Source organism: Balneicella halophila (assembly GCF_003096835.1).
Taxonomy (GTDB): Bacteria; Bacteroidota; Bacteroidia; order Bacteroidales; family Balneicellaceae; genus Balneicella; species Balneicella halophila.
In genome coordinates this window covers 1-13372 of sequence record NZ_QENZ01000008.1, presented here as the reverse complement: position 1 = coordinate 13372, position 13372 = coordinate 1, and the positions used below count along the sequence as shown (strand labels likewise).

Below are 13372 nucleotides of genomic sequence, written 5' to 3'. Positions count from 1 at the left end.
ACTGCGATGATATAGCATTTACAAAAGGACGGGAATTTGAGTGAAGCGAAAATGTAGGAATTTTGTTCGCCGCAGGCGAATGCTATATCATCGGTCACTTGTATGTGGACGGGCGGGATTTCCAAGAGAAGTCCTGTCAAACCCGCAGGAAAGTGGGCGCAAGGTCTGACTTGTCAGACCGCTAAAACCCCCGCCTGCCATATACAATTTGTTATGCCACGTTATTCCTTGTAGTATAGGATATATTTCAGGGATAATCCATTTTTTTCATCTAAATCAAAGGGAGAAAAGGTACATTTCGGACAAGAGCCTTTAATAAAAGATGTATTTAGTTCTTTCTTTATTGGAACCATCGTTACATTAAAGTCTTCAAAATTACTTTGTCCATCTGCATCAACAAACTCAATTCCTATAAAAAATGAACTTATACCATTTATTTTGATATCTAATTCTGACAAATCAATATGAATAACTTCATTTATTTCTTTGCTCACAAAATATAATATCTGATTGTTAAGATAGTCTGAGTCTGGCTTTCCATTTTTAGATGTCAATATTAATGGTTTTATATAAAATCCCTCACCATCAAATCCTTGCCACTGATAGTTAAAAAAGAATTCTATACCATCAAGGTTATAACTTGTATTTTTATCAACATCTATTTTAGTAACTAAAGACGTTTTTCCTTTACCTCTAACATGAATACTACCTTTCTTATTGTTTGATTTTATAGTTGACAAACCTTGTTTCGCATACACAGACACTTCTTGAAGGTTAATAATTGTGTCATAGCAAGATATGTTTTCTTGTGCATTAAGACCAATACTGAATAATGCACACAGTATTACTAATATTAAAGTTTTTCTCATATTTAATTGTTATTAAGACAGGAATAATGCTTGCATTATTCCTGTCAGAGTTAGTAACTATTGTAAGTGAGAACAATCAATTTGCATGTCTGTAAGTTCTGTATCATATCTAATCCACAAAAAATATCTCTTACATACAGTTTTTGTGACATAGCAAGATTCTCCACCACCAGTCGTAGTAGTTTCACAATCAGAACCAAAAGCTTTTGCTTCAGCTTTCATTGGAAGAATAAATAAGAACAATAGAACTAAACCTAAAAAAGGTGAAATGATTTTTTTAGTAATTTTCATAATCATAGTTTTAAATTTATCCTTACTCTTTCGATTTTCAGGATTCTCGGTTTCTTCATATTTAATGTCGCTTCAACTTTCACATATTCGACGTTGGGGGATTAGCCCATCTTTAACCGCATTGCACTTTTTTAATGTGGCATAACGCAGTGCTATGTGTAGTTGTCTGTTTTTTTGTGAAGATAATTAAAATCGTTAGATTTTATCTTGTTGGGAACAAAAAAATAGCAACCAATTGCATATAGCTAATGATATGTAGCGTAAATCACGCCTTGGCGGCGTTGTTTGATGATAGTGTTTTTTTAGCTAATAGAGGTATATGTAATTGGCATAGCACTGCGATGATATAGCATTTACAAAAGGACGGGAATTTGAGTGAAGCGAAAATGTAGGAATTTTGTTCGCCGCAGGCGAATGCTATATCATCGGTTTGGCTATGTGTAGTGCGGGGTTTCGAAGCACTTTCCTGTCAAACTGCGCAGAGCCAATTCGTTTATTCATATTTTCTTTTTTACGCCAATCGTCATAGACGAATTGGCGGTGTTGCAACGAAGAACTGTGGTCGAATTACCCGCTGAAACCCGCATTACATATAGCTTTTGTTAGCTGTTGTTTTTTATTTTTCTTCTTCATTTGGTTCAGTTATTATCGGGACTTCAAATATCATTGGAACGTTTGATTTTAATGCTTTACCAGCAGCAATAGCTTGTCTAAATTTCAAATTTGGTAAAGTGTTCGCAATTCCTTGACCAAAATAATTAGATAGAAACTCACTACTGGTTTTATCAAATTCCTGAAATGATATTATTGTGTTGCACTGTGTTAATACAGTTTTTGAAACATTGGCTGTACGTTGTGCAATGACTAATAATCCAACATCAAATTTTCTACCTTGTAAGGCAATCTGAGCAATACTATTTAAAAGTGATTGTGAGGATTTGTCTGCAATACCTACAAAATTCCATTCAGGAATTACTGTATGTGCTTCTTCAAGTACAATGCACACTTTGTGATTGAAACATTTTTCAGTTTTCGCTAACTGAAATAATGCCTTAAAAAGTTGTCTTGTATATTCTAAAATACTTGCTGTATTTGATACGTCTGGAAGTTCAAAGATACTCAATTGAGATTCTTCTGATTTCAAAAATAGGGTTAAGGCTTCTTGTAATGTTTTTCTGATAAAATCATCAGCCTTTTTAAGATTTGCCTTGTCTTGTTGATTTCCAAATTTTTCCAGCTCGTTTGATACCCATTCAAAAGTTTTGTAAAGTTCGGCATCCTTTTCTTCATCAACTATTCTAGCTGGTGATAAATCAGTGAATTTACCTTTGTATTCTCCAGTAAAATCAACACAAATTACTTTTATCGATTTGTCCTTAAGATATTCTCTTATTAAGTTTCTTGAAAATACGGACTTCCCAGTTCCTGTTACACCTAAAACTGCCGTATGATGCGTTAATGCAAGTTCCTTATTAATTATCACTGGGAAATTGGTATCAGGGATATGACCAATTTTAAATTCATTTTCTGAGGTTTCAACCTCTTGGATTTTTGATGCGATATAAACAGGAGAGTTAATATCTGGTACCCACCCAAACTGTTCAAATCGTACTTTTTTTTGATTCCAAGTACCAAGCTGGATTGCTTCTCCAATTATTAAACCAGTTTCGTTTTTATTTTCTAATTGTTCGATTCTGGTTTCTCCTTCTACAATTTGGTAGAAAACAGGAATTAATTTACTACCAACTTTTACTTCAAGAAGTTGTCCTTCTTGGATTGAAGCCTTTGAATTATAAATAAACCGAATTTTTTCAATTATTGATTTTTCAGTTACAATTCCTACAAATGTGTCAAGATATTTAGTTTCAGGAATATCTTTGATTTTATAAATTATGTCTTCGGAATGGTTCTTAAATAGTGGTTGATTATCAAATATTTTGTTGATTTCACTTGTCGTCAATACTTTAATCCATTGTTGTTCATTAAGCAAGTAAGAATCTAAAATTAATCCTTTTCTAATTTGTTTTTTTTCGTCAATGGAATAAATAAATTCAACAAAATCAAATAGTTTTATAGTTTCTTTTCTGTCTGGAAATAATTTTACCAGAAATGTATTTTTTGATTGTACGCCAAAAATTGCACCTAAAACATTGTCCTGTTTTTTTGATTCTTTTTTCTCAAATATTCTGTTAATTATTGAAGCTATTGAAGGAAGGTTTAATATCATAAATATTACCCAATAAAGTAATAAAGCATTGAATCCATTACTTGATATTCCAAATTGATTAATTGCACCCCATAAGAAAAATGCAGAAAATAAGGTTTGTGGTTTACCTAATTCTCTGTTAATTCTTGAAAAAAATTGAACCCATTTATTCTCATGAATTAGTGATTTATTTCTAAGCCACATTAAAATATAACTACTTATTGCTAAGTATAAAGTAATACCTAAGAATAACCAAAAAACCCAATTTCTGTTTTCACTTTCAACAAGTAATAACGAGATACCAGCCGTTACAGCATTTATAAAGACGTTTGAATCTTTTGAGAAATGGGGTTGGTCGATTAAGGATAAAAGAATCAACAATAGAAATCCAGAAGTAAACCAAAAGTCATCGAGTAGGAAATCAAAACTTTCTGTTACAAATCTACCTACTCCAATTAGTAAGATTAATGAAATTCCAAGAAATATAAGTCTGATTCTTTTATTCATTGTGTTGTCGTTTTAAAATAACAGCTAACGCAGTGCTATGTGTAGTTGTCTGTTTTATTGTGAAGATAATTAAAATCGTTAGATTTTATGTTTTTGGGAACAAAAAAATAGCAACCACTTGCATATAGCTAATGATGTGTAGCGTAAATCACGCCTTGGCGGCGTTGTTTGATGATAGTGTTTTTTTTAGCTAATAGAGGTATATGTAATTGTCATAGCACTGCGATGATATAGCATTTACAAAAGGACGGGAATTTGAGTGAAGCGAAAATGTAGGAATTTTGTTCGCCGCAGGCGAATGCTATATCATCGGTTACGTATATGAAACGTTTGGCATTTCGAAGAGCAAACCTGTCAAACCGTTACAACTTTCATTAAATGTAACCGCCTTAAAATTAGCACTATCCGCTAAATGTTTTATATACTTTGTTAGCTGCTGGTGTTCATTCATTATCAATTGATTATCATTGTTTTACAATCATTAACCCGTCCAATCGAAGCACTGCTGTTCCCGAAAAAAATAGTTTTAGGGTCGGCAAAAAAGTGGTGGCAGAAGACATACTCTTTGACAAGTTTTGGTCGTGCGGTAGATATTTTGCGCGACTTGGCAATGTGTATGGCTTTAGGAAGGGCAGATGTTTATTCATAGTTTAAAATTCTTTCTGTTACTAATTTGGAACTAATCACTGCCATGGGTAAACCTGCACCAGGTATTGTTGAAGCACCAACATAAAAAGTATTTGAGAATTTTTCGTCATAATTTTTAGGTCTGAATGCTCCAATTTGCAACATATCGTGCGACAATCCTAATCCGGCTCCTTTATACAAATTAAACTGATTTTGCCATTCTTCTGGTGTATAAACCATTTGAAAAACAATGTCTTTTGATATGTCCTGATTGATTCTTGCCGAAAAATCATCAATAATACTCTTTACAATTTCATCACTATCTGACCAATCTTGTTTGAATAATAAATTAGGAACCGGACAAACAAAGAACAAGGCTTCACAACCTTCCGGAGCACAACCAGGATTGTGTTTTGATACTGCATTTACATAATAATATGGCTTTTCGAGAGTGCCGGGGTTTTTCATCACGTCCTTAGCATATTGTTCATAATTGTTGCCTAAAAAGTAATTATGATGTTCTATTTGCTTTAATTGTTTTTTTATTCCAATATAAAATGTCAGGTACCCCATTGTCCAGCTCATTTTTGAAAGTTTTTTAGGAGCGTATTTCTTTCTGTTAAAAACAGTTCCTCTAAAAAGTGCTGCATCAGCATTTATTATAAAAGCATCAGCTTGCCACTTTTTGCCGTTCTGGTCAATTAAAGAAGTTAGTTTACCATTACTTTCTTGGTAATCTACTATTTCTGTTTCATAAATGAATGTAGCATCCAACTTTTGCAATTCATTTACAAGGCTTGTCACAATGGTGTACATGCCACCTTTAACATTATAATAACCAGTGTTGGAAAACTCTATATGAGAAAGCAAAGTGTAAACAGCATTGGTATCGAAAGGTGTTCTGCCAAGAAAAAACGCAATTAATGAAACAATTTGTTTTGCTTCTTTCGATACAAAATATGAGTTTACCTGTTTCCAAAAAGTTTTAATTAATACAGGCAAGTGGATAGGATTTACTTGCATCAAAGCTTTCAGATATGAGGGAATGCTGTTGAAATTTTGCTTTATTGTTATATCAACCGTATCATTATATAACTGCTCACACTTTTTCAGATAAGCTGTGAACTTCTTTTTAAAATCAGGTTCAATGCCCTCAAACTGCTCACTTAATTTATCAATGTCCTTGTAAAGAAAAAATTTCTTTTCACTTCCCCTAAAATTTACGGTGTATAAAGGGTCAAGTTCCACAAATTCAAAAGGCATATCAATTCCGCAATCCTTTACCAGTTCTTCAAATTCATAAGGCATACTAAAAAAGCTTGGCCCCACATCAAAAGTAAATCCATCTTTCTTAAGTTGGTTCAACCGCCCACCTGCCTGATTGTTTTTTTCAACAAAAGTAACTTTGTAACCTCTCGACGCTAATCTTAAACCGGTTGAAAGCCCTCCCAACCCTGTGCCTACTATCAATATATTTTTACTCATTATTATAAGTTTTTCTTAATTTTCGGATAAAGTACATTCTTCACCCAATCAAAATTGGGTTCAATTGCCAATGTTTTTATGCAATATTGTTTTGCCTTTTCATACTTACCAATTTCATAATAAGCATTTATTATGGTGGCTAATAAATTTAAATAATTCCAATTGTTTTTTAACGAAGGTGGATTCTTTTCCAAAAGTTCAAGTGCTTTTAAATAATGTTTCATGGCATCGGCTTTTGAGCCTCCAAACATTGCAGGTGTGTAAAATGCAATATTGCCAAGCTGAACATATCCAAAATAATTTGTGTCATCCTGGGTAACTGATTTTTTTGCAAACTCTAAACTTTCTTGCCCAATAAAAGGTGCTTTATAGGGCGATAACCCTATTTTGAAACCTACGAATGCCGATTTGTAAGCATTGACCATGGAAATTTCATATTGCTTCTTTTCTAATTCAGTCAAAATAATTTCAGCTTTTGCTAAGTATTTTTCAGCCTCATCATCTTTATCCTGGTCTATACAATATGCGATATAGCCATATTGATAATTAATGAGGTTCAGCTTTTGCTCATTGGTATTTGCTTTATATGAATTCATGTGCGTTTTCCATGCGACCATGTTTCCACTTATATAAGCTTTGTAAATTTCTGTATTTGTTTGTCCGAAAACCGACACGCAGAAACTAACAAACAAGGCTATGAGTATATATTTCTTTCTTTCCATTCCAGTTTTTTATGCTTTTTTACTTTAATTGCTTTCCCTAAAATTGTTATAAGAAATAACAAATGAAAGGGAAAAAATAGAAAATTTATGACGCTGTTTTGTCGGCCAACTAACGAATACAACAATAAAACACTTACCAAAACAGCAAAATAATATGTCAAATATTGTGGCAGAGCAAGCCACACGGGAATAAAACCAAATGCAGAAAATGCCCAGAATAAAAATGCTAAAAGAGGTATATTCCCAAAAAATATAAATACGTTTTTAGAGAACCCTTTCACGGCTTCTTTGTACGTTTTGTACATTCTGCATTGTATACGCCGTTCTCCTGTTAAGCATGCAATTTTAAGTTTTTCTTTTTTATAATGTCGGGCAATTTTAATATCCTCCACGGCAGATTTTTTAAATAAATGGTGGGGCTGTATTTTTCTGTATGTTTCCGAATCGAACAACATGAATTGTCCGTTTGCTGCCGCATGTGATTTAAAAGGGGAAATCCTCACAAATACTAATGGAAGAAGCGTAAGAAGTATATAATTCATAACCGGAATAGATATTTTCTCTCCGAAAGTTTTTTGTATCTGGATTGGGAATATCGATAATAGTTTAAGGTTGAATCTTTTCAGATAGCTAACAGCATCGTTAATTACGTTAGCTTCAATCCGCACATCTGCATCGAGAAATAAAAGGTATTTGCCCTGGGCTTTTTGAGCCAATTGGTAACAGGCGTGATTTTTACCCAACCAACCTTGGGGTAATCCGTCAGATTTTAACAGAACAATTCTTTTGTCTTGATTGGCAAAATTTTGTACTACTTCTGCTGTATTATCGGTTGATTCATCATCGAAAACTATTATTTCAATGTTTTCGTTTTTTGATTTTTGTAAATCGGAAAGTAAAAATGAAATATTCGTTTCTTCGTTTCTGGCCGGGATTAACAGTGAGATTCGTTCATTGTTTTCAGTTTCCGAAATTTTAATTCTTTGCTTAAAAACAAGGTTTAAAACAACATTGAGAAGTTGCATTCCCAAAAACAATAACGATATGTAGGCCAGGTATATCATTACGATGTTTTAATTTTTTGGAAATTCAGGGACTGTTTGTAAAATGTATTGTATTCCTTTTCCAGAGTAGTTTTCTGAAAATCTTGCGCAAAAAAAGACTTGAAATAGATATAGAGATTTGGTTTACTATCGGAAAAATAATCTATCAGGTTAGTTACAAAAACGATTTGAGTATTTGCTGCTGCATTTTTGATAATCCGTTCAACGCCGTTTTCAAAAATGACTGCATCGTTGTAAATTGAGTGTATTTCCCCTTGTGGAAACATCAACACCAAATTATTTGTTTGCTTTAAGAGCTCAATACTATAGCTAATGCTATTTAAAATGCTACGTGAATTCTTTTTTACCGAATAGCCACCTGTATACCGAAAATACCAATGCTTTTTTAATTGCTCTTCAAGCATCATAAAATGGAATTTTCGTTTAATGATTTTTAGGTTTAGTAACATTATCCAAAAACCGTCCCACCAACTTACATGGTTTGCAATTATCAGTACAGGTTTTCCATTATCCGCAAACTCACCATTGATATGAACATCGTTAAAGTGTCGGTTGATTAAGAACCTGCTCAACCATTGAAACAAGGGATATATAACCTTATGATGCTTTGCCTTTATCATGGTTTATAGTAAAAAGGTTAAAGCGGTAAAAAACAAAAATTGACATATAAAAAGGATAGCAGACAAAGGATTTGAAGTCTTTATTTTGAATGCTTTTAAAAGCAACACAAAACTGAAAGCAATTACATACCATGCAACATAATTCCTTATTGGCACTTCTGAATTCTGCCAGTTCCACATATCCATCTTTGGTGCTACCTGTTCCATAACAATGTCATAAACAAGCATTAATGCCGGAGCAACAAATAGGGTAAGCCACTTTTTAATTCTTAGTTTTTCGGCAATACCAATTGCTGTGTAGCTTAAGAAAAGCCAATTTACTCCAATTAATAATGGTGTTTCAAATAACTTTATACCCAAGGCATTTCCATATATGTAGCTTCCGAAAATCAATCCTGTTTTAACACCAACAACCTCAATGCTGTATCCAGAAATAAAAATTATAAGAAATATCAGAACGTATTTTAAAGTATATTTTGCATGATATATTGCCAGCAAATAAACATTTAACAATAAAGCGTATGGAGTAATAGTAATAAAAAAAGGTTTTGAAAATGGAATAATAAAACCAACTAGCCCAACAATATAAAAGATTATAAGAAACTTTCTTACTTCTGATATTGGTATTTTGTTTTTAGGGTATAACTCCATTTTCAATAAAATCTATTTATTATGCTCTATCCATAGCAGGTTTGAGGTATTAAAGCCCAACTTCTCCGCCTTTGCTACATATTCTTCTTTAATGTTATTTGGTATGGATTTTTCCCTTGAAAGTATCCACAGATAATCAAAACTTTCTCCACATACCAAAGCATATTTGTATTCCGAGTCAATGGCAATAACATTATAACCTGAATAGAACGGCCCGAAAAATGAAACTTTTAGCATTGCTGTTGTATCATTTGATACAAATTTGGCTTTTCCTTCTGCTTCTTTCCATTTTTGATTTTCATAATCATATCCTCGGTTCAATACTTTTATTTTACCATCATTTCGCTGTGAGTACTCGGCAGTTGTATTGTTTAAGCCACGCTCGAACTTAAAATCGAAACGGGCTATTTCGTACCATTTTCCAAGGTATTTTTCTTGTTTAAAAGGACTAACCGCCTTAACTCCTTTAGGAATAGTACTACAGGAAGAGAACAGACTAATCATTACAGCAATTATTATTAAGGTTATATATGTGTTTTTCATATCGATAAAAAAATGATTGTTTATTTAATATGTGCTAATACCTGCTCTATAATCTTTTTAAACCAAACAGTATAATCGTTTGGGTAGCTCTGTATTTGCTGTAATATAGTCTCTTTATCAACATATTTGAATTCACAAACCTCACTTGCATTGGGAACAGGCTCATTATCAGAAAAACCGATAAAAACGTGGTCAAGCTCATGTTCGGTGAGTTCGTTGTCAAGTTTTTCCTTATAAACAAAGTCAAAGGTTTTTGTGAGTTCATCCACGCTCATTCCCATTTCTTCTTGTAATCGTCTTATGGCAGCGTCTTTAGTGTTTTCATTAGGGCGAGGATGTGTACAAGCTGTATTTGTCCATAAACCGGGCGAGTGGTATTTTGACAATGCTCGCTTTTGTAACAACAATTGATTGTTAGAATTAAAGATGAAGACAGATACAGCTCTATGAAGCAAAGCCTTGCTGTGAGCTTCAATTTTTTCCATTTCACCAATACTATTGTCTTTATTGTCAACCAATATTACCTTTTCCATACCTATATTAACTTTGCTTTGTACATAAATGCAGTCTTGAGTATAATCAAGTATTTCCTTATGTTTGAAATCCGTATTCTTTTACTCATAATTTTTTCAGGTGGAGTTCGTAAAATCTTTTTGAATAAACCATTATAATAGTAATATGCCAAGGCTACAGCCAGTTTTGACCTGCCTGGCAACTGTTTTATTCCTACCCAGGCTTCGTCGAAGTCTTTTTTGATTGACAACTCTATATGCTTTATGTTTTCTTCGTTTAATTCACCTTCTGTAATTTCAGGAAAATATGTTCGTCCTAAACTCTGAATATCTTCTTTTATATCTCTGAGGAAGTTGACTTTTTGAAAGGCAGACCCTAAGCGCTGAGCTGGTAATTCAAGGCTCTCATATAAACATGATTCTCCATTACAGAATATTTTTAAACACATTAATCCGACAACATTGGCCGAACCATAAATGTATTTATCTAAATCGGCATGGCTATCATACGTGGTTTTAGATAAATCGTATTCCATACTGTCCATAAAAGATTTTATAAGCGCATGGTTGATCTTGTATTTCTTTACAGTATCGGCAAAAGCAACTAAAACGGTGTTGGTACTAATATCGTTTTCAAGGGCGTAATTCAGATCATCGTTTAGCTTATTAAGTAAAAATGCTTTATCAAAACCATCTAGACTATCAACTATCTCATCAGCCAAACGAACAAATCCATAAACGGCATAAATTGCACGTTTTTTTTCCTTTTCTAAAAGCGATGTAGCCAAAGAAAAAGAGGTGCTATATTTTTTAGTAATCAGCTTTGAGATATGGTAACTGTTCTCTATGTAAAAATCAACATTCATTCAATATGGTTTAGTTAATCCAAGATATACCTTTTTACCTTACCATTAACAAATAAAGGTAATCTCAAATTTAATTCAATATTTTTATGATATCTTTTTCAATTACCGATGGCTTTGTAAAAGAACTATAACGCTTATAAGGCGTTCCATCCTTTGATATCAGGAATTTAGTAAAGTTCCATTTTATACGTTTCCCAAATAAACCTCCTAATTCTTTTTTTAGATATCTGAAAACAGGATGTGTGTTTATTCCGTTTACATCGACTTTCTCTGTTAATTGAAAAGAAACTCCGAAATTGATTTCACAAGCTTCTTCAATGGAATCATTAGTTTCTGGCTCTTGATTTTGAAACTGATTGCATGGAAAACCTAATATAACCAATCCTTTATCTTTATATTTTTGGTGCAATTCTTCCAATCCTTTAAATTGGGGGGCAAAACCGCATTTAGTTGCTGTATTTACAATCAGAACTACTTTGTTTTTGAAACTGTCCATCCTAATTGTATCTCCCTTTGGAGTTTTTAAGTTTAAATTATAAAAATCAGTTTTATCCATTTTAGTTATTCTAAAAGTCCTTTTTTATACCTTGAAATTGCCCTTTCTCTTGCAAATTTATGCTCGACAATTGGCTTATGGTAATTTAATAATTCTTTAGTTGAAATCCATTTTTTAATGTATTTGTTTTCAGGGTCAAATTTTTTAGCTTGTACCGTAGGGTTAAAAACCCTGAAATAAGGAGCAGCATCGCAACCTGTTCCCGCAGCCCATTGCCAATTTCCGTTGTTCGATGACAATTCATAATCCATCAATTTTTCGGCAAAATAAGCTTCCCCCCATCTCCAGTCAATTAATAAGTGTTTGCATAAAAACCCGGCAACCACCATTCTTACTCTGTTGTGCATATATCCAGTTGCATTTAATTCGCGCATACCAGCATCTATTAGGGGATATCCGGTTTCCCCATTTTTCCATTTTTCAAATTCTTGCATATTATTTCGCCATTGAATCGCATCGTATTTAGGTTTGAAATTATGGTCAATAACTTTTGGAAAGTGATATAGTATCTGCATAAAGAATTCTCGCCAGATGAGTTCGCTTAAAAAGACTTTGTTTGACTTAATTTCTGATATGATTTTACGAATACTTACTGCTCCAAACCTTAAATAAACGCTAAGGTTACTAGTTTGGTTTAATGCAGGAAAATCTCTTGTTGAGGCATAATTTTGCAAATTATTAATTGAGTATGGCCTTGTTGTTTTTGAAGATGTTCGGAAGCCAAATTCGTGAAGCTTTGGTAGTTCTGCTTTGAACTTTACAAAATTGTTGACTTCAACTTTGGAATAATCTATGACCGATAAACCTTCAAACGTACTCAGCCACTTATTTTTGTAGGGTGTAAATACGGTATATGGTAAATTGTCTTGTTTTACTATTTCATCCTTTGAAAATATAACTTGGTCTTTATAACGAAACAAAGAAATGCCTTTTACTAATAGCGTAGTTTTAACATACTCATCCCTTTTAATTGCATAAGGTTCGTAATCTTCATTGCAATAAACTTGTTGCACATCAAAGGTTTCAATTATTTCTTTCAGAACAGTAATAACCTTTCCTTTTTTACATAAAATGCTACTTGAATATGCCTTTAATTCATTATTGATGTTATGAATTAGTTTATAAATAAAGTTTACCCTTGGGTCATCGTCTGTTAATTCGTCTGTAATATCAGTATCAAAGATAAAAAGTGGTAAAACAGGGTAAGGGCTTTTTAGGGCTTCATACAAGCCTCTATTATCATCAAGTCGCAAATCGCGACGAAACCAAAATATATTTATTTTTTCTTTATGGTTATTGTTTAATCGATTCATGATTGATATTTATGAAGTGATTTTGAATGAATTGCACGATTTTGTGGGTTGGCAAAAATTGCACTCTTTTGCAAATTTAGGTTTGTGCGTCAGCCTGTGCGATTTGCAAAAGTGTGCAATGTGCGTGGGCTTCTCCAACTGTCCCGAAGGGCAGAAGAGGGCGGGCAAAAACTAATTTTTTCTTGCACCAACCTTCAATCAAAGAGTAAATATTTTCAATCCGTTTTTTCAATTTTTATAATCAGGTTTCAATGTTGCAGTTTTGTTCTTTTCACTTGCAGCTAACGCAGTGCTATGTGTAGTTGTCTGTTTTTTTGTGAAGATAATTAAAATCGTTAGATTTTATGTTTTTGGGAACAAAAAAATAGCAACCAATTGCATATAGCAAATGATGTGTAGCGTGAATCTCGCCGTGACGGCGTTGCTTGATTATAGTGTTTTTTTAGCTAATAGAGCTATATGTAATTGGCATAGCACTGCGATGATATAGCATTTACAAAAGGACGGGAATTTGAGTGAAGCGAAAATGTAGGAATTTTG

General features: G+C 33.0%; 13 protein-coding genes. All 13 read right to left on the bottom strand.

Features of this window, described 5'->3' with window-relative positions; all coding sequences use genetic code 11:
• Nucleotides 1-221 precede the first annotated feature (221 nt).
• Nucleotides 222-869 carry a hypothetical protein gene (locus tag C7377_RS09195; protein WP_116497069.1) on the bottom strand — a complete coding sequence of 216 codons (648 nt, stop codon included), beginning with the start codon at nucleotides 867-869 and terminating at the stop codon, nucleotides 222-224.
• Nucleotides 870-926: 57 nt separating this feature from the next.
• Entirely contained in the window at nucleotides 927-1166 is a 240-nt protein-coding gene (locus C7377_RS09190) for a hypothetical protein (protein ID WP_116497068.1), read from the bottom strand.
• Between the two features lie 610 nt (nucleotides 1167-1776).
• A complete protein-coding gene (locus C7377_RS09185; protein ID WP_116497067.1) occupies nucleotides 1777-3873 on the bottom strand; it encodes an ATP-binding protein in 2097 nt (698 codons plus the stop codon).
• Nucleotides 3874-4512: 639 nt separating this feature from the next.
• Complete coding sequence (locus C7377_RS09175; protein WP_116497065.1) at nucleotides 4513-5985, bottom strand: phytoene desaturase family protein; 1473 nt, start codon at nucleotides 5983-5985, stop codon at nucleotides 4513-4515.
• A 2-nt stretch (nucleotides 5986-5987) separates the two neighbouring features.
• Nucleotides 5988-6707 carry a TRAP transporter TatT component family protein gene (locus tag C7377_RS09170; protein WP_116497064.1) on the bottom strand — a complete coding sequence of 240 codons (720 nt, stop codon included), beginning with the start codon at nucleotides 6705-6707 and terminating at the stop codon, nucleotides 5988-5990.
• Nucleotides 6680-7732, bottom strand: a complete 1053-nt coding sequence (locus tag C7377_RS09165; RefSeq protein WP_207778480.1) for a glycosyltransferase — start codon at nucleotides 7730-7732, stop codon at nucleotides 6680-6682. The genes C7377_RS09170 and C7377_RS09165 overlap by 28 nt, the downstream gene beginning before the upstream one ends.
• A 38-nt stretch (nucleotides 7733-7770) precedes the next feature.
• Nucleotides 7771-8391 carry a lysophospholipid acyltransferase family protein gene (locus tag C7377_RS09160; RefSeq protein ID WP_116497062.1) on the bottom strand — a complete coding sequence of 207 codons (621 nt, stop codon included), beginning with the start codon at nucleotides 8389-8391 and terminating at the stop codon, nucleotides 7771-7773.
• Nucleotides 8392-8394: 3 nt separating this feature from the next.
• The gene (locus tag C7377_RS09155) at nucleotides 8395-9042 is read right to left on the bottom strand and encodes a carotenoid biosynthesis protein (RefSeq protein WP_116497061.1); all 648 of its coding nucleotides are present in this window, start codon (nucleotides 9040-9042) and stop codon (nucleotides 8395-8397) included.
• Nucleotides 9043-9054: 12 nt separating this feature from the next.
• Nucleotides 9055-9585 carry a lipocalin family protein gene (locus C7377_RS09150; RefSeq protein ID WP_116497060.1) on the bottom strand — a complete coding sequence of 177 codons (531 nt, stop codon included), beginning with the start codon at nucleotides 9583-9585 and terminating at the stop codon, nucleotides 9055-9057.
• Between the two features lie 20 nt (nucleotides 9586-9605).
• A complete protein-coding gene (gene idi / locus C7377_RS09145) occupies nucleotides 9606-10118 on the bottom strand; it encodes an isopentenyl-diphosphate Delta-isomerase (RefSeq protein ID WP_116497059.1) in 513 nt (170 codons plus the stop codon).
• A gap of 2 nt (nucleotides 10119-10120) precedes the next feature.
• Nucleotides 10121-10963: a phytoene/squalene synthase family protein gene (locus tag C7377_RS09140; protein ID WP_116497058.1), complete on the bottom strand. Its 843-nt coding sequence runs from the start codon at nucleotides 10961-10963 to the stop codon at nucleotides 10121-10123.
• Nucleotides 10964-11033: 70 nt separating this feature from the next.
• The gene (locus C7377_RS09135) at nucleotides 11034-11519 is read right to left on the bottom strand and encodes a glutathione peroxidase (RefSeq protein ID WP_116497057.1); all 486 of its coding nucleotides are present in this window, start codon (nucleotides 11517-11519) and stop codon (nucleotides 11034-11036) included.
• A 5-nt stretch (nucleotides 11520-11524) separates the two neighbouring features.
• The gene (locus C7377_RS09130) at nucleotides 11525-12832 is read right to left on the bottom strand and encodes a cryptochrome/photolyase family protein (protein WP_116497056.1); all 1308 of its coding nucleotides are present in this window, start codon (nucleotides 12830-12832) and stop codon (nucleotides 11525-11527) included.
• Nucleotides 12833-13372 lie beyond the last annotated feature (540 nt).

Bases quoted from the DNA above. Each gene is read 5' to 3' on its own strand.
- C7377_RS09170 (WP_116497064.1), bottom strand. From the start codon at position 6,707: ATGGAAAGAAAGAAATATATACTCATAGCCTTGTTTGTTAGTTTCTGC.
- C7377_RS09155 (WP_116497061.1), bottom strand. From the start codon at position 9,042: ATGGAGTTATACCCTAAAAACAAAATACCAATATCAGAAGTAAGAAAG.
- C7377_RS09195 (WP_116497069.1), bottom strand. From the start codon at position 869: ATGAGAAAAACTTTAATATTAGTAATACTGTGTGCATTATTCAGTATT.
- C7377_RS09185 (WP_116497067.1), bottom strand. From the start codon at position 3,873: ATGAATAAAAGAATCAGACTTATATTTCTTGGAATTTCATTAATCTTA.
- C7377_RS09130 (WP_116497056.1), bottom strand. From the start codon at position 12,832: ATGAATCGATTAAACAATAACCATAAAGAAAAAATAAATATATTTTGG.
- C7377_RS09160 (WP_116497062.1), bottom strand. From the start codon at position 8,391: ATGATAAAGGCAAAGCATCATAAGGTTATATATCCCTTGTTTCAATGG.
- C7377_RS09190 (WP_116497068.1), bottom strand. From the start codon at position 1,166: ATGATTATGAAAATTACTAAAAAAATCATTTCACCTTTTTTAGGTTTA.
- C7377_RS09150 (WP_116497060.1), bottom strand. From the start codon at position 9,585: ATGAAAAACACATATATAACCTTAATAATAATTGCTGTAATGATTAGT.
- C7377_RS09135 (WP_116497057.1), bottom strand. From the start codon at position 11,519: ATGGATAAAACTGATTTTTATAATTTAAACTTAAAAACTCCAAAGGGA.
- idi (WP_116497059.1), bottom strand. From the start codon at position 10,118: ATGGAAAAGGTAATATTGGTTGACAATAAAGACAATAGTATTGGTGAA.
- C7377_RS09140 (WP_116497058.1), bottom strand. From the start codon at position 10,963: ATGAATGTTGATTTTTACATAGAGAACAGTTACCATATCTCAAAGCTG.
- C7377_RS09175 (WP_116497065.1), bottom strand. From the start codon at position 5,985: ATGAGTAAAAATATATTGATAGTAGGCACAGGGTTGGGAGGGCTTTCA.
- C7377_RS09165 (WP_207778480.1), bottom strand. From the start codon at position 7,732: ATGCAACTTCTCAATGTTGTTTTAAACCTTGTTTTTAAGCAAAGAATT.